Origin of the sequence: Streptomyces sp. MZ04, from assembly GCF_004684775.1 — a bacterium.
Classification (GTDB): Bacteria; Actinomycetota; Actinomycetes; order Streptomycetales; family Streptomycetaceae; genus Streptomyces.
Genome location: NZ_SRIC01000132.1, coordinates 1 through 21,704 on the forward strand (window position 1 = coordinate 1; position 21,704 = coordinate 21,704).

Genomic DNA, 21,704 nt, shown 5'->3' on the forward strand with positions numbered 1-21,704 from the left:
AAGAGACAGGGTCGAGATCGTCGCGCCGGGCATCGGCACCCAACAGACGGAAGTCCAGGACCGGTTCGACGAGGAGGGCTCGCTGTCGACACCCATGGCCGCCGCGCGGCGGGGCGCGCTGCCGGACGTGCGGGGCTGCCTGGTGCGGGACGGCGAGCGGCAGTGCTTCGGGGCGGCTGACGGGAAGGACCCAGGAAAGTAGGACCCAGGAATATGGGGCCCGGGAAAACAAGACGGCGCCCGTCCTCTCCCCCGTGGGAGGACGGGCGCCGCCGGTCTGTGGGGGCTGCCTGTGGGGGCCGCTTTCAACGAGTTCCAGCGTCATGCCCGCGCCAACTCCGTTCAAGGGATGCCTTGCCCCTGTGGCACGGAGGTGACCATTCCGCAACGGTGTGCCCAGCCCGCAACAGTTGCTGACCGGGTGCGGAGGGAACCACTTCGGGTCGCCCGGCCGTCATGTGGGCAAACTGGGCACATGCTGGGGGTGAAGCATGAGTGCTGCCTGGCGGCCGCTGCCGGAGGGACTTCCCCCGGAAGTGCGGCACTTCGTGGAACAGCTGAGGCTGCTCAAGGACCGCACCGGCCTGAGCCTGGTCGCGCTCGGCAAGGAGACCGCGTACAGCAAATCCTCCTGGCAGCGCTACCTCAACGCACAGCAGCCCCCGCCCCGCCAGGCGGTCGCGGCGCTGTGCCGGGTGGCGAAGGAGGACAGTGAACGGTTCTGCGCGCGCTGGGAGTTGGCGGTGCGCGTGTGGCCGCGGGGCGGTGCGGGGGGCGCGGATTCAGCCCCGCGCGTCGTGGCGAGCAAGGCGAGCAAGGCGAGCAAGGCGGGCGAGGCGGGCGAGCACCGGCGGCCTCGCGCCCGGAAGAGCGGCCCACGGCGGCCGTCGCGCGCTCGCCCGACGTGGACCTGGCGTTCCATCGCCGGTATCACCGCGTTCCTCATCCTGATGGCGCTGCTCGAAGGGCTGCTGAGGAATCTCATGGCCTAGGGCCGCCATGAGATGGCGGCCCCAGGCCCCGTAAGGGGCGCGGGGAGCTGCGCGACCAGCCCCCACCGGCCCGCAGTTCCATCACGCAATTCCAGCGGAGCGCTTAGCGCCAGTTGTACGCCGCCTTCTTCCACTGGCCGTCGATCTTCACGTAGTACGTGCCGCCGAGGCGCTTGAAGGTGACGTCGTGCTGGTAGCCGGTGTAGGTGACCCGGCCGTTGTAGCCCGGTCCGTCCAGGTAGTCGTCCGCGACGCCGAACGTCTCCTTGCCGACGATGCCGTCGATGTCCTCCACGTCCTCGTGCTGCTGCCACCACTTGGTGGCCGACTCGGTCTTCCGGCCGAAGCTGCCGTCGATGTCCCACTGCTTGAACGTGTGCCGGTTGCCGTAGCTGTCCTTCCACTTCGCCCCGTCCGCGTACAGGACGGTCTGCCAGAGCCGCGTGGCGTTGCTGTTCGCGTGGCTGTGGCGGGACAGGTCGCCCTCGTCGCCCCAGTCGTTGTACGCGGCGCCCTTGCCGTCGATGACCTGCGGACCGCTCGCCTGCGCGAGCGAGGCCGTGCCCCCGAGCGCGAGCGCGGCCCCCGCCGTCACGGCGATCGCCGAGCCGAGCAGCCGCTTCGACCTGCCCTTGGTGATGCGCATCTGATCCCCCTAGGTGGTGCGTTGACCTCTCCGATGCTGCCTTCCGGCCGCCACTCATAAAAGGGTTATCAGGTGCATTTGGGATGCTTTGGGACGTCCCGGGCCGCTACCTGGGGTTCCGCATTGTGATGCGGGACAGCGGTGGGACACTGGACGCCGGCCCGCGGGGAGTGCGACGGTGCACGCCAGTGGCCCGAATGCTCCCGTGCGCCCCCAGTCTGGGAACTGACATCCTGACTTCTGGCATCCCTCTGGGTAGTCCATGACAGGGGGCAGCGGGGGGCTGCCTCCTGTGCAGCGCAGGGGGCACCACGCGCGGGGGCAAGTAGGCACGTACGGGGGGAATAGGGGGAGTAATGCCTCGTTGGAAGGCGCTACCGGATGAGCTTGATCCGGAGGTCAGGGAGTTCGCCAATCAGCTGCGCAGGCTCGTCGACCGCAGTGGTCTGAGCATTGCCGCGGTGTCGGACCGCACCGGGTACAGCAAGACGTCGTGGGAGCGTTATCTGAACGGGCGACTGCTCGCCCCGAAGGGTGCGATCGTGGCGTTGGCCGAGGTGACGGGCACCAACCCCGTTCACCTCATCACCATGTGGGAGCTCGCGGAGCGCGCGTGGAGCCGCTCCGAGATGCGCCACGACATGACCATGCAGGCCATCCGGATCTCCCAGGCGCGGGCCGCGCTCGGGGAGCTGGGGCCGAACCCGCCCAAGGGCAAGGGTGGTACGGACACGGCGCGGGGCGGCTCGGCGGGCACCGATGTCGACGCCGGCGGCCGTGGCGGCCGGAGCGTGACGGGGGTCGCGGGCCCGGCGGGCGTCTCGCCCACGGTGCCTCCGCAGGCCTCGCCGTCCGCCGGCGCGGGAGCCGGTGCGTACGCGGCTTCCTCGTACGGCGTCGGGGACGGCGGCCGGGGGCCCGCCGTCGCGCCGCCCGGCGCGCAGGAGCCGCGCCGCGGCGGAGACTCGCCCGACGGGCAGCGGCGGCGCAGGAAGCTGACGATGTTTCTCGCGGGGACGGTCGGCGCGCTCGTGGTCATAGCCGCCGCCGTCTTCCTGACGGACTTCGGCAAGGACGACAAGGGTGATGAGGGCGCGAAGCCGCCGGCCTCGCCGACCACGAGTGACACGGATCTGCCCGCGGGCGTCGAGTGCAGCGGCAAGAGCTGCACCGGCAAGGACCCGGAGACGATGGGCTGTGGCGGCGAACTGGCCAAGACGACGACGCGCGCGACGGTCGGCAAGGCGCTGATCGAGGTCCGCTACAGCAAGACCTGCGGGGCCGCTTGGGCGCGGATCACGCAGGCGGCGGTGGGGGACAAGGTCACGATTTCGGCCGACGCGGGCGCCAAGCAGGCGGGGACCGTGAACGCGGACTTCGACGCGTACACGCCGATGACGGCGGTGAAGGACGGCACGTCGGCGGAGGCGTGCGCGACGCTGAAGACGGGCGTCACCGGCTGCACGAAGTGACGGAGCGGGCGCCGTGGAGCGGCGGCTCAATTCCGTAGGCATGGATCCCGGGCGCCCGGGAAGGCGCACCGTACCCCCACGGGAGTGCGGTCACACCCCCGGGCGGCCGCCACGCTCCCCCTCCCGAGGTGGCGGCCGCCACCATGTGCGCGGGGCCACAGGGACCCGGCGCACCGGCCCGCCCGAGGCGGTATAGCCTGACTCCGGATCTCTCTTGATGCCAAGAGATCGATCATCGAGAGGCGATCGAAAAGGCGTCGGCAGGGGATCCAGCACAAGGGGCAGGGACCCCCACCGCCAGCTGTCTTACGGAGATCGCCATGACCCGCACTCCCGTGAATGTCACCGTCACCGGCGCGGCCGGCCAGATCGGCTACGCGCTGCTCTTCCGCATCGCCTCGGGCCACCTGCTCGGCGCGGACGTGCCGGTCAACCTGCGCCTTCTGGAGATCACGCCGGCGCTGAAGGCCGCCGAGGGCACCGCCATGGAGCTCGACGACTGCGCCTTCCCGCTGCTGAACTCGATCGAGATCAGCGACGACCCGAACGTCGCCTTCGACGGCACGAACGTCGCCCTCCTCGTCGGCGCCCGCCCCCGCACCAAGGGCATGGAGCGCGGCGACCTCCTCGAGGCCAACGGCGGCATCTTCAAGCCGCAGGGCAAGGCCATCAACGACAACGCCGCGGACGACATCAAGGTCCTCGTCGTCGGCAACCCGGCCAACACCAACGCGCTCATCGCGCAGGCCGCCGCCCCGGACGTACCGGCCGAGCGCTTCACCGCGATGACCCGCCTGGACCACAACCGCGCGCTGTCGCAGCTCGCGAAGAAGACCGGCACGTCGGTCTCCGACATCAAGCGCCTGACCATCTGGGGCAACCACTCGGCGACCCAGTACCCGGACATCTTCCACGCGGAGATCGCCGGCAAGAACGCCGCCGAGGTCGTGAACGACCAGGCCTGGCTCGCCGACGAGTTCATCCCGACCGTCGCCAAGCGCGGCGCCGCGATCATCGAGGCCCGTGGCGCGTCCTCGGCCGCCTCCGCCGCCAACGCCGCCATCGACCACGTCCACACGTGGGTCAACGGCACGGCGGCCGGCGACTGGACCTCCATGGGTATCCCGTCGGACGGTTCGTACGGCGTTCCGGAGGGCCTGATCTCCTCCTTCCCCGTCACCACCAAGGACGGCAAGTACGAGATCGTCCAGGGCCTGGAGATCAACGAGTTCTCGCGCACGCGCATCGACGCGTCCGTGCAGGAGCTCTCCGAGGAGCGCGAGGCGGTCCGCGGCCTCGGTCTCCTCTAGTACGTCATCGCGTACGGCTCTGCCCGTACGCGCGTTCGTCCACGTCGCCCCCGGCAGCCACTCGATCGGCAGCCGGGGGCGACGTGCGTCCGGTGGACGCGGCCGTTCCGAGCGTCGCGGCCCGCAGCCTGCGGGACCCGAAGACCCGCGGGTCGAAGAGCGGCGAGCGGGAGCGCAGGGCGTGCCCCACGAACGCGGCGACGAGCGCCGCGCCCACCCCGAACGCGATGCCGATGCGCGCCGATGTCCAGCCGTGCGTCGGGCTCTCGATGATGCCGAAGAGCACCGCGACAAGACCGCCGGTCAGGAGCGTGGCGCCGAGGGGGTCGATGGCGGCCCCGACCGACTTCTCCGTACGGGGAGTTGTGCGCACCACGGCCAGGGCGAGCAGCGCCGCGAGCGGCACCATCACCCAGAACAGGGCTCGCCACGGCAGATACTGGCCGATCAGGCCGCCGGCCGCGTTCCCCGCGAAGCCGCCGAGCCCGGCGGCGAGCGCCCAGGATGCGACCGCGCGCGGCCGGTGCCCGGGTGATGCGGTGCGCACCAGGATCGACATGGTCGCAGGCATGATCAGCGCGGCTCCCGCGCCGGAGACTCCGCGTCCGGCGATCAGCGGGACGGGCCCGGTGGCGAGCGCGCTGACCGTGGCGCCCGCGGCGAAGAGGCCGAGCCCGCAGAGCAGCGCGCCCTTGCGTCCGTAGCGGTCGCCGACGGCGCCCGCGGGGATGAGCAGCCCCGCGAAGACGATGACGTACGCGTCGACCGTCCACAGTGGGGACCATCCGCCGCCCGTGTCCCGCACCCTCACCGTCCTCGGCAGCGACGTGATCGCCGCCGCGTACGGCCCCGCGCTGTTCGCCCGCGCCGCGGCCGAGGCCCCCGGCGTACGCATCCGGTTCCTCGGTGAGAGCCATGTCGACGCGCCCGTGCTGCGCGAGGGTACGGCCGACCTGGAGGTCGGGGTGATCGACACGGTCGCGCCCGAGGTGCGGGTCGAGCGTCTGTACGACGACCGGATGCTGGGTGTCGTACGCCCCGGACACCCCTTGTTGCGCGGCGAGTTGACGCCCGAGCGGTTCGCCGCCGCCGATCACATCACGGTCTCCCGCAAGGGCAGACTGCACGGCCCGCTGGACGCCGCGCTGACCGAACTGGGCCTGGAGCGGCGGGTGGTGGGCAGCGTCGGCACCTATCCCTCCTCCCTCTTCGTCCTGCTCCGCACCGACCTGGTGGGCCTGGTCACCTCCTGGGCCCGGCCCCTGACCGACACCCTGGGCCTGGTCGCCTTCGACATCCCGCTCGACCTGCCGCCGCTCCCGCTGGGCATCGCCTGGCACCCCCGGCACGACGCGGATCCGGCGCACGCGTGGCTGCGGGGGTGTGTACGGGATCTGCTGAAGGTCACTTGAACGAGTGCCGGGAATTCACTTATTCGAGGGGCGTGCGCGCCTTCCCGCGGTCCCTGTGAGCACGCTCCGTTAGCCTCCGATTCCGCTTTATCTCAACGGAGTTGGCCATGGCACGTAACACCGAGGCCACCCGACTGCTGTGTGCCGGCGTCCACCTGGACGCGGTGTTCCGCAGCCGGGTCGTGTCCGAGCTCGTCGACCACGCGGAGCGCCCCGTGGCGCCGCCGTTCGGGGCCGATGTCCTTCCGGTGCTCGCGCACGCGCTGCGGGCCCGGCGTGAAGAGGTGACCAGCGCGCTGCTGCTGGCGGCGGTGTGGATCGGGTTCCTCGTCACCGACGCGGTGATGGCCTGGGACGCCCTCGAGGACTCACTGGGCGGCGATTCCGGTGTCTCCGGAGGCGACCTCGTGCTGCTCGCCTTCGACCCCGAGGCGTTCGGCGCGTCGAGCCCCGGCACGTTCGGCGGCCTGGTGCCGGGCGGCTGGGCACTCTCGTACGCCGTGGTCGCCCTGCTGCTGTGGCTGGCCCGCGTCTTCTCAGGACGGGGCGCGGACGGCAGCGTGCTGCGGAAGCTGAACCTGCCGCCGCTGCTTGTCTGGCTGCGGCGCCGGATCGGCTGGCTGGTGACCGGGTTCGCGTGGTGGTGCGCCGTCTCGTACACGGTCTTCGCGGTCGCCGGGATCCAGGAGACCCCGTACCCGGTGATCTTCCCGCTGCTCATCGCGGCCGTGGTGTGGCGTCACCAGTACCTGCGCAAGCGCACGTTGCGTACGCGGCTCGCGCGGCAGACCTTCGCCGAGACCGAACAGCCCGCACTGCCCGCCCGCTTCCGCCGCATCGCCGACTGCGTCCGCCGCGAACAGGACGCCAAGGTCACCCTCTACGACGCGAACCGCCCCTTCGTGGGCGCCGGGAAGCCCCGTAAGCCGTGGTCCGTCGTGCTCGAACTGCAGCGCGCCGACGCGGAGCTGCCGGAAGGCGGCCTGCCCAAGCAGCGCACGTACGAACCGCTCTCCGCGCGCGAGGTCATCGAGATGATCACGCCCCGTCTGAAGGACCTGCGCACCTCCGCCGCGGCCACCAGCGTGGACCGGCTGCGGGACCTGGAGATCGAGGAGTTCGTCTATCTGCCCGCGGGCGCCGGCCGCGACGAGCAGCTCTACACGGGCCAGGGGTACGAGACAACGGGGGTCTACGACGCCGAGGAGACCGAGCGGCACATCGCCCACGCCGCGGGCGAGGGCGGCGAGGCGCGGCGGCACTTCCTGCGGATCACGGTCGGCGCCTGGAACGAACAGGTCGTCGTCTCGCTCCTGGTCCGGGTGCACACACAGGGCGGGATGCTGGTCCTCGAAGTGGTGCCGCACGTCCTGGGTCCGATCGTCCCCGAGTTCCGCGAGGTCGACACGATCGTGGCGAGCGAGCCGGAGGGCCCCGTCCGCGACGCCCTGCGCGCCTGCGTCGACGGCCCCGCGGTCGGCGTGGCGATCGGCATCGCGGCCCTGCGCACACTGCCCTCCCTCGGCACCTCGTTCCGGCTCTGGCTCGCGCAGCCCGAAGGGCCTGTCCCCGCGCCGCGCGCCGCCCGCGCCCTGCGCGCCCTGTGCTCCACGATCGGCCTGCGCGGCCCGGCCCAGGCGCCGCCGGACGCCCCGCTGGTCTCCCTGCGCCAACTGGCAAGCACCGACGAGCTGTCCCTCTTCCAGGAGATGGATGTCGCCCGCTACGCCCGCACCCTCCAGGACCGCATCGGCGAGGGCGTACGCGACGCGCTGCGGGCCGGCGGCTACCGCACGGACCGCCTGGAGCAGAACATCACGCAGATCAACAACAGCGGGGTCTACATCAAGGAGATGTCCGGCGGCGCCCTCGCCACCGGCACCCACGGCCAGGCCACGCACACCGAGAGGAGCACGGTATGAGCGGCGACGGGGAGAGCGGCGGCGGCGCGCACGTCCAGATCGGTTCGATCACCGGCGGTTCACAGGCCTTCGGCGCGCACGGCAAGGCCGAGTCCACCAACTACTCGGTGGTGACGGCCGATCCGCACCACCAGCATCTGCTCACCCAGGTGCGGGCCCTGCGCGGTCATCTGCCCCAGGCGCCGGAACGTACGCCCGACGAGGCGGCGCTCGACGCCGAACTGGACGAGGTGGAGCGGGAGATCGGCCGCAGCGGGCGCAGTGACGCCGGGCTGCTCGCGCGCCTTCGCGGCCGCCTCGAGCGGTACGGCGCGGCCGCCGCGACGGCCGCGTCCGTCACGGCGGTCATCCAGGCGATCGCCCAGATCACCGGCTGAGGGCCGATCGGTGCGGATCTTCGACGCCGACCGCCAGGAGTGGGTCAGCCACGAGCAGGAGCGGCGGATCGCCGAGCTCCACGACCGGGACGCGGTGCGCCAGGGCAAGGCGATGCGCGGTGTCGTGACGGTCCTCGCGGTCTGCGGCCTGGCCTTCGGCGGCTGGGCGCTCGGCTGGAAGGACGAACCGGAGCCGAGGGGGTACTTGACGGTTTTCGAACAGCCCGGGGTGAGCCCGGAGGACGCCCCGTCGCCCTCCGCGTCGGGCGGTCCGCCTGTCGGATACGAGACGGTGCAGGACGAGTTCGGCTACCGGCTCGCCCTGCCCTCCGACGGCTGGAGCCGCACGACAGGCGGCTCCCAGTACGGCCCCGACGTGGTCAACTACCGCAGCGCGGACGGCACTCGGCGGCTGCAGATCTACAAGGTCGAGGAGGAGACCCCGTACGCCTCGCTGGAGCTGTGGCTCTCGGATGTGACCAAGCCGGGCGGCTTCCGCCAGCTCTCCGAGGTGACGCGCACGGTCGACGCGGGCCGCCCCGGCGCCCGGCTCACCTACGAGGCCGGCCATTTCAAGGGCGAGCCCGACAACGGCACCTGGTACGCCATCGACCACCGCTTCGAGTCGGTGGACGGCGAGATCTACGCCCTTGCCGTGTACGGCGCCGACGCGGACGGCAGGGAGGACGAGGAGGAGCTCATGGCCACGGCCCTGGCGTGGTTCTGCCCTCCGGACGAGATCTGCACCCCCAGCTGACGAGCCTCGACCTGGCGCTGAAGATCGCGGAGTTCTTCGGACTGCCGGTGGAGGCGCTGTTCTCGCTCCGCCCGTTCCGCCCGCTCACGGATGAGGTCTACGGGAGTCGCGGCCTGAGTGCTGACCGTCGTGGGCGATCAGCGGTGGGCGATGTGGACGATGTGGACGATGGTCGCCCTGATCCTGCCGTGGTGCTTCGCCAGCGGCAGCGCGCCGAGAAGGCCCGAAGGACGAGCCCGCGGACTTCGAGGACCCCGAGGCGTGAGGGCACCCGAGGCGTGAGGGCGGCGGACGCTCAGGTGTTGCCCGTCGGTCAGCCGTTCTCCACGCCCTGCAACTGCGACACGTTCACCGAGTCCTCATCCGACGGGGTGTCCTTCGGGACCGGCTTGTCGTAGTCCGAGAGTTTCAGCACCGAGTCGGTTCCGTCCCCCTTCTCCGTGGCCCTGACCAGGTACGGAGTGCCCTCGGCCGCGACGTCCAGCGTGATGGTCTTGCCGTCTTCCCTGCCGGTGACGGGGATGACGTCGGTGCCGTCGACCTCGGTCCGGTCGCCCTTCTTGAGCGTCGACTCGTCGCCCGAGCCGTCCCGGACCTCCTGCTGGATCTCCTTCAGGTCGCAGACCCCGGCCATGTCCTTGAGCAGGACGTCATCGGTGGTGCCGTAGAGATAGCGGTCCCCGATGATGTCGGCCGCGGCCTCGCCCTGGCCACCGGGGAGCTGTGCCTTCCAGAACGCGGCGTCGGGCTTCATCCAGACCTTCTCGCCCCGTTTGATCAGCTCCAGGCTGCCGCCCTTGTCCGCCATGGTCAGCGAGCCGACGCAGTTGTCGTCCTGGTCGAGGGCGAGCTTCATCGAGGCGGGCTCGTCGCCGCCGAGGTCCGCGCCCTTCTGCTCCAGTTCGAGGGTGACGGACTTGGCGTCGAGCAGTTCCTTCTCCGCCTTGTCGGTGATCTCCCGCGCGCTCAGGTCCTCCGTGTCGGCGAGCGCGGCCGCCGGGGCGGCCAGGAGCGCGACCGCCGTACAGGCCGCTGTTCCCCACGCCTGCTTCCTGGAAATTCCGCGCATTACGCCACCTCCAGTGACAAAGCCCTCTTCGAGCGTACGTTTCGCCCCACCGCCCTGCACGCGCAGTGACTCAGGGCACTTTCAGCCATGTTTTGCGCATGGTTTCTTCACCGGAGGGCAGGTGCACCCGGCTACCGCGAGTGACAGGCGGGGCATATGACAGGAACGGAAGGCAAACGGGACGTGTCCGCACAACAGACCATCCATGTGGGCGGAGAGTGGCGAAACGCCCTCTCCGGTGCCACGCGCGAGATCCTCGACCCGGCGGATGCCAAGCCGTTCGCACTCATAGCCGAGGGCGGCACCGAGGACGCCGACGCGGCGATCGCCGCCGCCCGGGAGGCCTTCGACCACGGAGCGTGGCCTCAGACTCCGGTCGCCGAGCGTGCCGCGCTACTGCGCCGCGTCGCCGACCTCCTCGTACGCGACCGGGAAGAGATCGGGCTCCTGGAGAGCCGCGACGCCGGCAAGACCCTCGAAGAGGGCCGCGTCGACGTGGACTGCGTCGCCGACGCCTTCCGCTACTTCGCCGACCTGGTGATCGGCGAGGGCGCAGGACGTGTCGTCGACGCGGGATCCGACGACATCCACAGCGTCGTCGTGCACGAGCCCGTCGGCGTCTGCACGATGATCACGCCCTGGAACTACCCGCTCCTGCAGGCCAGCTGGAAGATCGCCCCGGCGCTCGCGGCGGGCAACACCTTCGTCATCAAGCCGAGTGAGATCACGCCGCTGACCACGGTGGCGCTCATCGAGCTGCTCGTCGAGGCCGGTCTCCCGGCGGGCGTCGCCAACATCGTGACCGGCCCCGGCCACACCGTCGGCGCCCGGCTCTCCGACCACCCCGACGTCGACCTGGTCTCCTTCACCGGCGGCCTCGTCTCCGGCACCAAGGTCGCCCAGGCCGCCGCGCTCGGCGTGAAGAAGGTCGCCCTGGAGCTCGGCGGCAAGAACCCCAACGTGGTCTTCGCCGACGCCTGTGCCACCGAAGAGGGCTTCGACACCGCCGTGGACCAGGCGCTCAACGCCGCGTTCATCCACAGCGGGCAGGTCTGCTCCGCCGGTGGCCGCCTCATCATCGAGGAGTCGGTCCGCGAGCGCTTCGTCGCCGAACTCGCCCGCCGGGCCGGCAGGATCAAGCTCGGCCGCGGCACCGAGGACGGTGTCGAGTGCGGTCCGCTCGTCTCGCGGCAGCAGCGCGAGAAGACCGAGATGTACGTCGCGTCCGCTCTGGAGGAGGGCGCGGTGCTCCGCTCCGGCGGCAAGCGCCCCGAGCCGAGCGACGCCCGCCCCGCGACCGGGTACTTCTACGAGCCGACGGTGCTCGACCAGTGCCACCGCGAGATGAAGGTCGTACGCGAAGAGGTCTTCGGCCCGGTCCTGACGGTGGAGACCTTCCGCACCGAGGACGAGGCCGTGGCGCTCGCCAACGACACCGAGTACGGTCTCGCGGGCGCCGTCTGGACCACCGATGCCGGTCTCGGGCGCCGGATGGCCCGCCGCATGCGCCACGGCACCATCTGGATCAACGACTTCCACCCCTACCTGCCGCAGGCGGAGTGGGGCGGCTTCGGCAAGAGCGGCGTGGGGCGCGAGCTCGGACCCGCCGGGCTCGCGGAGTACCGGGAGTCCAAGCACATCTACCAGAACCTGGCGCCCGCGCCGGTGCGCTGGTTCGCGGGCTGAGCCCTCGATACGTACGACCGCTCATTACGCGCAGAACGTTGGAGTAACCGCATGTCCCAGACCGAGTACGACTTCGTCATCGTCGGTGGCGGCACCGCAGGATCGGTGATCGCGTCCCGGCTCACCGAGAACCCGGACGTCACCGTCGCCGTCATCGAGGGCGGCCCGAGCGACATCGACCGCGACGACGTCCTGACGCTCCGCCGCTGGCTCGGCCTGCTCGGCGGCGACCTCGACTACGGCTACACCACCACCGAGCAGCCGCGGGGCAACTCGCACATCCTGCACAGCCGCGCCAAGGTGCTCGGCGGCTGCTCGTCGCACAACACCCTGATCTCCTTCAAGCCGCTGCCGTCCGACTGGGACGAGTGGGAAGAGGCGGGCGCCACCGGCTGGAACGCCAAGGCGATGGACCCCTTCTACGGCAAGCTGCGCAACAACGTCGTGCGCGTCGCCAAGAAGGACCAGAACCAGATCGCCACCGACTGGGTCGAGGCGACGAAGACCGCGCTCGGTGTCCCGGAGGTCGTCGGCTTCAACGACAAGCCCTTCGACGAGGGCGTCGGCTTCTTCGACCTCTCGTACCACCCGGAGAACAACAAGCGCTCCTCCGCGTCGGTCGCCTACCTCCACCCCCACATGGAGGCCGGTGACCGCCCGAACCTCCACCTCTTCCTGGAGACCTGGGCCACCAAGCTGGAGCTCGACGGCAAGACCGCGCGCGGTGTGCACATCCGCACCGAGGACGGCGCGGAGCAGCTGCTCACCGCCCGCCGCGAGGTCCTCGTCTGCGCGGGCGCCGTCGACACGCCCCGGCTCCTCATGCACTCCGGCATCGGCCCGGCCAAGGACCTCGAGGCCCTCGGCATCCCCGTCGTGCACGACCTGCCGGGCGTCGGCGAGAACCTCATCGACCACCCCGAGTCGGTCATCGTCTGGGAGACCAACGGGCCCATCCCCGGCAACTCCGCGATGGATTCGGACGCCGGTCTTTTCGTGAAGCGGGACCCGGACCACAAGGGCCCGGACCTGATGTTCCACTTCTACCAAATCCCGTTCACGGACAACCCGGAGCGGCTCGGCTACGAACGCCCCGAGCACGGTGTTTCGATGACGCCGAACATCCCCAAGTCCCGTGCACGCGGCCGCCTCTACCTCACCTCCGCGGACCCCGAGGTCAAGCCCGCCCTCGACTTCAAGTACTTCGAGGACGAGGGTGACTACGACGGGCAGACGCTCGTCGACGGCATCAAGCTGGCGCGCAAGGTCGCGCAGGCCGAGCCGTTCGCCAAGTGGCTCAAGCGCGAGGTGTTCCCCGGCCCCGACGTCACCGACGACGCCGAGATCAGCGAGCTCGTGCGCAAGGCCGCGCACACCGTCTACCACCCGGCAGGCACCTGCCGAATGGGTGCTTCCACTGATGAACTCGCTGTGGTGGACCCGGAATTGAAGGTCCGGGGCATGGCTGGAATCCGTATCGCGGACGCATCCGTCTTCCCGACGATGCCGGCCGTGAACCCGATGATCGGAGTGCTCATGGTCGGGGAGAAATGTGCAGAGATCCTTGGCGGTGACGCCCGATGAGCGAGGCCCCTGTGAACAAGACGAATGACTCGACCGACAAGAACGCCTCGGCCGACAAGAACGCCTCGATCGGCAAGAACGACGTCGGCGCCACGAAGGCACAGGAGTCCGGCAACGGGCCCGTCTTCGCCGTCGAGAACCTCTGGAAGGTCTTCGGCCCGAAGGCCGACCGGATACCCGGCGACACCTCGCTGCATGGCCTGAAGCCCGCCGAACTGCGTGAGCGGACCGGCTGCACCGCCGCCGTGCGTGATGTGTCCTTCGAGGTCAAGAAGGGCGAGGTCTTCGTCGTCATGGGCCTCTCCGGCTCGGGCAAGTCGACGCTCGTGCGGACGCTGACCCGGCTCATCGAGCCCACCTCGGGCTCGATCGCCATCGACGGCGACGACATCCTGGCCATGGACAAGAACCGGCTGCGCGAACTGCGCCGCCACCAGACCGCGATGGTCTTCCAGAACTTCGGCCTCCTGCCGCACCGCACCGTCCTCGACAACGTCGCCTACGGCCTGGAGATCCAGGGCATGGGCAAGGCCGAGCGCCGCGCCAAGGCCATGGAGGTCGTCGCCAAGGTCGGCCTCGAAGGCCTTGAGCAGCGCAAGCCGACCCAGCTCTCCGGCGGCCAGCAGCAGCGCGTGGGCCTGGCCCGTGCCCTCGCCGTGGACCCCGAAGTCCTGCTCTTCGACGAGCCGTTCAGCGCCCTCGACCCGCTGATCCGCCGCGACATGCAGGAAGAGGTCATCCGCCTGCACCGCGAAGAGGGCCGCACCATGGTCTTCATCACCCACGACCTGTCCGAGGCCCTGCGCCTCGGCGACCGCATCATGCTGATGCGGGACGGCGCGGTCGTGCAGCTCGGCACGCCCGAGGAGATCGTCTCCAACCCCGCCGACGACTACGTACGCGACTTCGTCCGTGACGTCCCGCGCGAGCAGGTCATCACGGTCCGCCGCGCGATGCGCCGCGCGGACGCCGACGAGTCGACCACGGGCGCCGCGCTCGCCCCGGACACCCTGGTCGTCGACGCCATCGAGGCGGTCGCGCGCAGCGGCGAGCACTGCCGTGTCGTCGACAACGGCCGCACCCTGGGCGTCGTCGACCACGCACAGCTGCTCGCGGTGGTCGCCGGGATCAGCGGCGATACCGAGGGCCGGGAGGTGGCGGCCGTATGAGTGCCGCCGGTACTCCCGTCCTGGAGAAGAAGGACCGCGCGCCCGACGCGCCGCTCGTCCCGCAGGCGCCCGGCCTGCTGGCCCGCCTTGCCGCCCGGCCCAAGGTGGTTCTGCTGGTCGCCGCCGTGCTGGTCGCGGTCGTCAGTGCGTTCCTGGTCGATCACAGCGCCTGGCCCGGCGGCTGGACCTTCGACGTCCGGTCCCCGCTGGGCGATGCGGAGACCTGGCTCGAGGACAACCGCGACACCCACTGGATCTTCCTGTACTTCCTGCTGCACATCAGTAATGCCGCGCAGGGCTCTGTCGACGGTCTCGTCAGTCTCTTCGAGAGCCTCGGCGTCTTCGGCGTGACCGTCGCCGCGGTGCTCATCGCCTGGGTGGCAGGTGGCGCGGACTTCAGCCGCCGTGCGCTGCGCACCGCGGGCACCGCGCTCGGTGCCTTCGTGCTGATCGGGCTGCTCGGCATGTGGGAACCGGCGATGGAGACCCTCGGCCTGATGGTGGCCTGTGTCACCGTCGCGGCCGTCGTCGGAGCGTTGCTCGGATTCTGGGCCGGTCTTTCGGAGCGGGGGCAGCGCATTCTGAACCCCGTCTTCGACACCATGCAGATCCTGCCGGCGTTCTCCTATCTGCTGCCGTTCGTGCTGATCTTCGGCGTCGACGTGCCGCCCGCCTTCGTCGCCACGGTCATCTACGCGGCTCCGCCGATGGGCCGCCTCACCGCGCTCGGCCTGCGGGGTGCCGACAAGGCCGCACTCGAGGCATCGGCATCCCTCGGCGCGAGCTCCTGGCAGCAGCTGTGGACCGCGCGCCTGCCGCTGGCCCGCAAGCAGATGCTGCTCGGCCTCAACCAGACGATCATGATGAGTCTTTCCATGGTCGTGCTCGCCTCGGTGGTCGGTGTCGGCGGCCTTGGCGGCGAGATCTACACCGCGATCTCCACCGTGGACACCGGTCTCGCCCTGTCGCCCGGTATCGCGATCGTGCTGATCGCCATCTGGCTGGACCGCACGACGGGGGCCGCGGGCGAGCGGCTCGACGCCCCGAGCATGGACAAGGGCGGGCCGAAGAGCTGGCTCATCTGGCTCGGCGTCGTCGTCGCGACCGCCGTGGGCTCCGTCCTCGGCTCCGTTCTGGGCAAGCAGGAGTGGCCCGACAGCTGGGTCGTCGCCATCGCCAACCCGGTCAACTCCGCGGTCGAATGGGTCGAGCACACCTTCGGCTCCGGTGTACCCGTCGTGGGCGGCACCATCACGATGGCCTCGAACTTCGCCACGTACGTCATCAACCCGATACGTGACGGTCTCGAGGCCACTCCCTGGTGGGCGCTGGCCCTGGTCGCCGGAGTCCTCGCCTATCTGGCGGGCCGTTGGTCGGCCGCGATCACCGCGGTGCTCGCCCTGGGCGTCATCGGCGGGATGGGCCTGTGGACCCGGTCGCTCGACACTCTCTCCGTGGTCATCACGGCGCTGGTGGTCACCTTGCTGCTCGGCTTCGCGATCGGTATCTTCGCGGCGCGTGTCGGCTGGGTGGAGCGGGCGATCCGTCCGGTGCTCGACGCACTGCAGACGATGCCGCAGTTCGTCTACATGATCCCCGCGATCGCACTGTTCCACGGCGGCCGTACGGCCGGTGTCGTGGCGGCCGTGCTCTACGCCCTGCCCGCGGTCATCCGCATCACCACGCAGGGCGTCAACCAGATCGACCCGTCGGCCCTGGAGGCGGCGCGTTCGCTCGGTGCCACGACGGGCCAGCAACTGCGCGGTGTCCAGCTCCCGCTGGCGCGCTCGTCTCTCCTGCTGGCTGTCAACCAGGGTGTCGTGCTCGTCCTGTCGATGGTGGTCATCGCCGGCATGATCGGCTCCGGTGGCCTCGGCGTTCAGGTCGTCACGGGCCTGGCCCATGACGACCTGCCGCTCGGCCTGACGGCCGGTGTCGCGATGGTGTGCCTCGGCGTGCTGCTCGACCGGGTCTCGCAGCCGAGTGCCAAGGCCAAGCAGGACGCCCTGCGCTGACCCCCACAGGCGGCGCGGGCGGGCCTACAGCACCTGCCGCCACAACTCCGCGCCAACTTCTGCCACTCCTGCTACGTAAGGGACAAGTCTCGTGAAGCACAGCAAGCGGATAACCACCAGTCTCATCGCGGGCGTCAGTGTCCTCGGCATGCTCGGCCTCAGCGCCTGCGCCGCCGACACCAAGAAGGCCGGCAACAGCGACGAGGTCACCATCACCGTCCCGTCCTGGGTCGGCGCGCGCGCCAACGCCGAGGTCGCGAAGGTGATCCTCGAGGACGAGCTGGACGTCAAGAAGGTCAACCTCAAGACGATGGATGAGCCCATCGCCTGGGATGCCCTGAACAGCGGCAAGGCCGACGTCATCATGGAGGACTGGAACGGCCAGCCCGACAAGCAGAAGCTCTACATCGACAAGAAGAAGTCGGTCGTCAAGGGCGGCGACCTCGGCGTGGTCGGGCACATCGGCTGGTTCGTCCCGAAGTACTACGCGGACAAGCACCCCGAGATCCTCGACTACAAGAACCTGAACAAGTTCGCCAAGGACTTCAAGACTTCGGAGTCCGGCGACAAGGGCGAGTTCATCGGTGCTGCCCCCTCGTACACGACGTACGACCAGTACCTCATCAAGAACCACAAGCTGGACTTCCACATCAAGGAAACCGGCAACGAAGCCGCGCAGATCAAGGAAATCCAGTCGAAGTACGAGGCCAAGACGCCGTTCATCACCTACTGGTGGGAGCCGCTGTGGGCCAACGTCGACCTGGACATGGTCGAGGTGAAGTTCCCCGAGTACACCGACGGCTGCAACGAGCCGAAGACCAAGACCAAGTGCGGCTACGACAACAACAAGCTGCAGAAGTACCTGAACGCGGACTTCGCCAAGGACGGCGGTGACGCCGCGCAGTTCCTGAAGAACTTCAAGTGGACCAACGAGCAGCAGAACGAGGTTGCCCAGTCCATCGCGAAGGACAAGATGTCGGGCGAGGAAGCGGCCAAGAAGTGGGTCAAGGAGAACAAGGACGTGTGGGAGAAGTGGCTCCCGAAGAAGTGAAGTGACGCCGCCGCGTATTTCGGTGGCTGAGCAGCAGGCGTAGTCATGACGATGGTGCCGGGCCCTCAGAGGGCCCGGCACCATCGTCATGTGTCTGCCCTGCGCCCCGCCGTGTTGGCCTCAACGGCGGCAAGCTGAAGAAGATGATGTTCTACTGCGGCAAGTTCTAGCCCGGAGGGGGCCCGGCACCGCCACCTCTACCGCAGGCCTGCGGCGATCTCCCGCAGCGCCTCCGTCGCCCGGATCTGCAGGCCAGGACCGAACGTGATCCGCGTGGCGCCGCGCCGCCCGAGGAGTCCTCCAGGTTGCACCCGATGGCCCCGGCCTCGAGCAGCCGCTCCACCAGCTCCTTCGGGGCGAGCCCGTACCCGTCCTCGATGTCGGCCGAGACGGGCACGGAGACCGACCGCGCGGTGCGGGCGACCGCCGCGAACATCTCGTCCGCGGGCACCTCCCCGTCCACGTACCCGAGCGACGCCGCGACCCCTGCGCTCGGCGTCGCCAGGGCGGGGAAGCCCGCCTCCTCGAAGACCCGCGCGCTCGCCGCGTCCCAGGGACCGGGCAGGACGAGCGGGTCACCGGGCGCACGCCCATGGTGCAGCGCCCTGAAGTCGTCGGCTCCGCTCATGGTGTGTACCCTCCCGGTTCGATGCGGCGGCTGACCATCAGCCGGTTCCAGCTGTTGATGACGGTGATCAGGCCGATGAGATGGGCGAGTTCGGGCTCGTCGAAGTGCTCGGCCGCCTGCTCGTACGTCGCATCGGGCACGAAGCCGTCCGTGAGGACGGTGACCGCCTCGGTCAGCGCGAGAGCCGCCCGCTCGCGCTCGCTGAAGAGGTCTCCCGCCTCCGCCCAGGCATTGAGCAGCGCGATCCGCTTCGTGGTCTCACCGTTCTTCACGGCGATGTCGACATGCATGTCCAGGCAGAACGCGCACGCGTTGATCTGCGAGGCCCGCATCATCACCAGCTCGGCGAGCGCGGGGTCGCCGAGCCCCTGCTTGGCGGCGGCGCTCAGTGCGGCCATCGCACGGCCGACGCCCTTGTCCAAGTAGGTCGTACGAGGGCTCACTTGGCGTCCGCCTTGTAGTGGCCCGGTACCTGGCGCGTGGAGACGCCGAAGCGGTTCCACGCGTTGATCACCGTGATCGCGGCGATGAGCTGGGTCAGCTCCGCCTCCTCGAACTGCTTCGCGGCCCTCTCGTACACATCGTCCGGCACGAAACCGTCGGTCAGGACGGTGATGGCGTCGGTCAGCTCGATCGCCGCGATCTCCTTCGCGGTGTAGAAGTGCCGCGACTCCTCCCACGCGCTGAGCTGGATGATCCGCTCGACGCTCTCGCCCGCCGCGAGCGCGTCCTTGGTGTGCATGTCGAGGCAGAGCGCGCAGTGGTTGATCTGCGAGGCGCGGATCTTGACGAGCTCGTAGATCACCGGGTCGAGGCCCTTACGGGCGGCCGCGTCGAGCCGGATCATCGCCTTGAAGACTTCGGGGGCGTGCTCGGACCAGGCGAGGCGGGGGCTGTGCTCGTGGAGGTACTGCTTGGCCTGACTGTCGGTGCTGTCGGTGCTGTCGGTGCTGTCGGTGCTGGTGGTGCTGGTGTTCGCGTTCTCGGTCATGCTGTCGACCGTACGACCGTAATAGCCCAGAGGTATGGTCCATTCCCATGGGAGATTCATGGGCCACTTTGGGGGTCGGCCTCCATCTGGCGTTACGCACCTGGACTCACCTCGCGTATGGCACTTTCGTGCAATTGTGGGGCCCGATCAGCCACCCCTACGGTGGGTTGTGTTCATGCCAACCCCGGGGAAGAGAGATGGTTGTCGCGTATGAAACTCCCTCGTCGAGTGAGTACGCCCGTGTGCGCACTCGCGGTCGGTGCCGCCCTCCTGACGCCGATGACGGCCGGGTCGGCTCAGGCCGCACCCGCACCCGCACCCGCCGCCGCTCAGAAGTCCGATGTGGTCGCCAAGGCCGGGTTCCACACGAAGAAGGGCACGCTCAAGTGCCGTAAGAGGGGCGAGACCGCCTGGATCTGGGACTCGGCCGTGGGTGCGTCGCGGGTGTCGTGGAAGCCTTCCGGCGGCAAGCTGGTGTCCAGGATCTGGAAGCACGATCCCAGCGGCGCCTCGACGCGGACCATCCCGACGTGGCGCAAGTCCGTGAAGTGGAAGGTCACTTCATCCTGGGGAAACCCGAACAACCTGAACAAGGTGTACGGCTACTGCAGTTCGCAGGGCTGGCGGGTGGGAAAGGCGTCGGACAAACTCAAGCAGAAGAAGTCCGGCACCAAGACCTGCTCCGCGGGGAAGACCGTCTATATCTCTTCGGCCGGAATCGGCAACATCAAGCACCGGTTCAAGTCGACGAGCGGCGGCGCACTGCGCACGCACAACTTCGGCGGTTCTCAGCAGGTTCTGGTGACGGACCGCGCGACACCCACCGAAATGCGTTCGGTGAAGTGGCGGGTGGAAGCCTGGAGCATCAAGAACACCCTCCCCGATGCCCAGACCGGGCGGGTCAAGCTCTCCTGCATCAGCAAGTACTGAAAGTCATCAGCAAGTACTGAAAGTCATCAGCAAGTACTGACGGTCATCAGCAAATGATGTCGACCGTGCGGCCCGAATAGCCCAGAGGTATGGTCCATTCCCATGGAAGATTCGTGGGCCACTTTAGGGGTCGACCTGCACCTGGAGGCGGTCGGCGACGCGACGCGCTCCGGTGTGCGCAAGCGGCTCACGGACGCCCTGCGCGAGGCGGTGCGCGGCGGTCGCCTCGCCCCCGGCACCCGGCTGCCCTCATCCCGGTCGCTCGCCGTCGACCTGGGCATCGCGCGGAACACGGTCGCCGACGCGTACGCGGACCTGGTCGCCGAGGGGTGGCTCACCGCGCGGCAGGGGTCGGGGACGCGCGTCGCCGAGCGGAGGGTCCAGCGTCCGGCCGCCCCGGCGCGGCCCCGCCGGGCAGGCGGCAGGCCGACGTACGACCTGATGCCGGGCACCCCGGACCTCGCCTCCTTCCCTCGCGCCGAATGGCTCAAGGCTGCCCGCCGCGCGCTGACCGCCGCCCCGAACGACGCGCTCGGATACGGAGATCCGCGCGGCCGGATCGAGCTGCGCACCGCCCTCGCCGACTACCTCTCGCGTGCGCGAGGCGTGCACACGGACCCGGACCGCATCGTCATCTGCGCCGGCTTCGTGCACGGCCTCAAGCTGCTCGGCGGCGTGCTGCGGGCGCGGCGGCTGCGGGAGGTGGCGGTGGAGTCGTACGGCCTCGACGCCCACTGGACGCTGCTGAAGCAGGCGGGGCTGCGGACGGTGCCGCTGCCCTTCGATGAACTGGGCACGTCCACCGCCGAGTTGGAGTCGGGCTCGGCGAAGGTGGCGCTGCTCACTCCCGCGCACCAGTTCCCGATGGGCGTTCCGCTGCACCCCGACCGGCGTGCGGCCGCCGTCGACTGGGCGCGGCGCGCGGGCGGACTGATCCTGGAGGACGACTACGACGGGGAGTTCCGCTACGACCGGCAGCCGGTGGGCGCGCTCCAGGGTCTCGACCCCGACCGTGTGGTCTACCTCGGCACGGCGAGCAAGTCCCTGGCTCCGGGTCTCCGGCTCGGCTGGATGGTCCTGCCGGCGTCGATCGCCGCGGAGGTCATCGAGGCGAAGGGCGGCACCGACTGGACGTGCGGGGTGCTTGATCAGCTGACGCTCGCGGAGTTCATCACGTCCGGTGCGTACGACCGTCATGTGCGTGGCGCACGGCTGCGCTACCGCCGTCGCCGCGACCAGCTTGTCGCGGCGCTGGCCTCGCGGGCGCCGGAGGTGCGGGCCTCGGGGATCGCGGCGGGCCTGCACGCGGTCCTCGAACTCCCGGCGGGGACGGAGCGCTCGGTGGTGGAGGCGGCCGGCTGGCAACGCCTTGCCTTGCAGGGGCTCGAGCAGTTCCGGCACCCCGCGGCGCGGGTCGCTCCGCGGGACGCGCTGGTGGTGGGGTACGGGACGCCGGCGGATCACGCGTGGGCGGGGGCGTTGGACGCGTTGTGCAGGGTGCTGCCGTAGGCCGCGTACGTTCCTCAGCGGCTCGGGGTCCCCTCGGCGGCTCGGGGTCGCCTCAGCGGCTCGGGGTCGCCTCAGCGCTCGGGGTCCCCTCAGCGGCTCGGGGTCCCCTCAACAGTCGGCGCCTCCCCGAACCTCGCCAACGCCAACGCCCCCACCACCGCCACCACCTGTCTCCTATACACAT

At 69.9% G+C, this 21,704-nt stretch carries 17 protein-coding genes and 5 pseudogenes; 16 read left to right on the forward strand and 6 right to left on the reverse strand.

The annotated features are described in order from the left end of the window. Nucleotides 1-202, forward strand: a pseudogene (locus E2651_RS44130) (hypothetical protein); the annotation flags it as partial. A gap of 289 nt (nt 203-491) precedes the next feature. Then, the gene (locus E2651_RS24840; RefSeq protein WP_135333435.1) at nt 492-992 is read left to right on the forward strand and encodes a helix-turn-helix transcriptional regulator; all 501 of its coding nucleotides are present in this window, start codon (nt 492-494) and stop codon (nt 990-992) included. A 103-nt stretch (nt 993-1,095) separates the two neighbouring features. On the opposite strand, the gene E2651_RS24845 is transcribed toward E2651_RS24840, so the two are convergent. Beyond that, nucleotides 1,096-1,638 carry a peptidoglycan-binding domain-containing protein gene (locus tag E2651_RS24845; RefSeq protein ID WP_245239175.1) on the reverse strand — a complete coding sequence of 181 codons (543 nt, stop codon included), beginning with the start codon at nt 1,636-1,638 and terminating at the stop codon, nt 1,096-1,098. Between the two features lie 356 nt (nt 1,639-1,994). Between E2651_RS24845 and E2651_RS24850 the strand changes: the two genes are divergently transcribed. Together E2651_RS24850 and E2651_RS24855 are read left to right on the forward strand one after the other, a co-directional pair. Continuing rightward, entirely contained in the window at nt 1,995-3,110 is a 1,116-nt protein-coding gene (locus E2651_RS24850; RefSeq protein WP_135333436.1) for an XRE family transcriptional regulator, read from the forward strand. A 320-nt stretch (nt 3,111-3,430) separates the two neighbouring features. Beyond that, nucleotides 3,431-4,420: a malate dehydrogenase gene (locus E2651_RS24855; protein WP_135333437.1), complete on the forward strand. Its 990-nt coding sequence runs from the start codon at nt 3,431-3,433 to the stop codon at nt 4,418-4,420. A gap of 100 nt (nt 4,421-4,520) precedes the next feature. On the opposite strand, the pseudogene E2651_RS24860 reads toward E2651_RS24855, so the two are convergent. After that, nucleotides 4,521-5,195: pseudogene (locus tag E2651_RS24860) on the reverse strand (MFS transporter); the annotation flags it as partial. Between the two features lie 19 nt (nt 5,196-5,214). On the opposite strand from E2651_RS24860, the pseudogene E2651_RS24865 reads away from it, so the two are divergent. From E2651_RS24865 to E2651_RS45455, 5 genes and pseudogenes are all read left to right on the forward strand, one after another. Further along, a pseudogene (locus E2651_RS24865) lies at nt 5,215-5,832 on the forward strand (LysR substrate-binding domain-containing protein); the annotation flags it as partial. 107 nt (nt 5,833-5,939) lie between these two features. Next, complete coding sequence (locus E2651_RS24870) at nt 5,940-7,754, forward strand: hypothetical protein (protein WP_135333439.1); 1,815 nt, start codon at nt 5,940-5,942, stop codon at nt 7,752-7,754. Then, nucleotides 7,751-8,131: a hypothetical protein gene (locus E2651_RS24875; RefSeq protein ID WP_135333440.1), complete on the forward strand. Its 381-nt coding sequence runs from the start codon at nt 7,751-7,753 to the stop codon at nt 8,129-8,131. Before E2651_RS24870 ends, E2651_RS24875 begins: the two co-directional genes overlap by 4 nt. A gap of 10 nt (nt 8,132-8,141) precedes the next feature. Further along, entirely contained in the window at nt 8,142-8,888 is a 747-nt protein-coding gene (locus tag E2651_RS24880) for a hypothetical protein (protein ID WP_135333441.1), read from the forward strand. A 2-nt stretch (nt 8,889-8,890) separates the two neighbouring features. Continuing rightward, nucleotides 8,891-8,998, forward strand: a pseudogene (locus tag E2651_RS45455) (transcriptional regulator); the annotation flags it as partial. 203 nt (nt 8,999-9,201) lie between these two features. Here the strand turns inward: E2651_RS45455 and E2651_RS24890 are convergent. Further along, nucleotides 9,202-9,957 (reverse strand): hypothetical protein, encoded by a 756-nt coding sequence (locus E2651_RS24890; RefSeq protein ID WP_135333442.1) that lies wholly within the window; start codon nt 9,955-9,957, stop codon nt 9,202-9,204. Between the two features lie 156 nt (nt 9,958-10,113). Here E2651_RS24890 and E2651_RS24895 point away from each other — a divergent pair, with 156 nt between their 5' ends. From E2651_RS24895 to E2651_RS24915, 5 genes are all read left to right on the forward strand, one after another. Continuing rightward, the gene (locus E2651_RS24895) at nt 10,114-11,643 is read left to right on the forward strand and encodes an aldehyde dehydrogenase family protein (RefSeq protein ID WP_209446231.1); all 1,530 of its coding nucleotides are present in this window, start codon (nt 10,114-10,116) and stop codon (nt 11,641-11,643) included. Between the two features lie 51 nt (nt 11,644-11,694). Continuing rightward, nucleotides 11,695-13,227, forward strand: a complete 1,533-nt coding sequence (locus E2651_RS24900; RefSeq protein ID WP_135333444.1) for a GMC oxidoreductase — start codon at nt 11,695-11,697, stop codon at nt 13,225-13,227. Beyond that, on the forward strand, nt 13,224-14,396 hold the full coding sequence (locus E2651_RS24905) for a glycine betaine/L-proline ABC transporter ATP-binding protein (protein WP_135333445.1): 1,173 nt from the start codon (nt 13,224-13,226) through the stop codon (nt 14,394-14,396). The genes E2651_RS24900 and E2651_RS24905 overlap by 4 nt, the downstream gene beginning before the upstream one ends. Next, nucleotides 14,393-16,411 (forward strand): ABC transporter permease subunit, encoded by a 2,019-nt coding sequence (locus E2651_RS24910; protein ID WP_135333446.1) that lies wholly within the window; start codon nt 14,393-14,395, stop codon nt 16,409-16,411. Before E2651_RS24905 ends, E2651_RS24910 begins: the two co-directional genes overlap by 4 nt. A gap of 91 nt (nt 16,412-16,502) precedes the next feature. Further along, a complete protein-coding gene (locus E2651_RS24915; protein WP_245239177.1) occupies nt 16,503-17,462 on the forward strand; it encodes a glycine betaine ABC transporter substrate-binding protein in 960 nt (319 codons plus the stop codon). 286 nt (nt 17,463-17,748) lie between these two features. Here E2651_RS24915 and E2651_RS24920 read toward each other — a convergent pair. The 3 genes and pseudogenes from E2651_RS24920 to E2651_RS24930 all read right to left on the reverse strand — a co-directional run. Beyond that, nucleotides 17,749-18,090 (reverse strand): annotated as a pseudogene (locus E2651_RS24920) (isocitrate lyase/phosphoenolpyruvate mutase family protein); the annotation flags it as partial. Beyond that, nucleotides 18,087-18,533 (reverse strand): carboxymuconolactone decarboxylase family protein, encoded by a 447-nt coding sequence (locus tag E2651_RS24925; protein WP_135333447.1) that lies wholly within the window; start codon nt 18,531-18,533, stop codon nt 18,087-18,089. The pseudogene E2651_RS24920 and the gene E2651_RS24925, both read right to left, overlap by 4 nt. Beyond that, nucleotides 18,530-19,081: a carboxymuconolactone decarboxylase family protein gene (locus E2651_RS24930; protein WP_135333448.1), complete on the reverse strand. Its 552-nt coding sequence runs from the start codon at nt 19,079-19,081 to the stop codon at nt 18,530-18,532. The genes E2651_RS24925 and E2651_RS24930 overlap by 4 nt, the downstream gene beginning before the upstream one ends. Nucleotides 19,082-19,309: 228 nt before the next feature. Between E2651_RS24930 and E2651_RS24935 the strand changes: the two genes are divergently transcribed. Next, nucleotides 19,310-20,011, forward strand: a complete 702-nt coding sequence (locus tag E2651_RS24935; protein ID WP_135333449.1) for a hypothetical protein — start codon at nt 19,310-19,312, stop codon at nt 20,009-20,011. 102 nt (nt 20,012-20,113) lie between these two features. Further along, nucleotides 20,114-21,520 (forward strand): PLP-dependent aminotransferase family protein, encoded by a 1,407-nt coding sequence (locus tag E2651_RS24940; RefSeq protein WP_135333450.1) that lies wholly within the window; start codon nt 20,114-20,116, stop codon nt 21,518-21,520. The last annotated feature ends 184 nt before the right edge of the window (nt 21,521-21,704 follow it).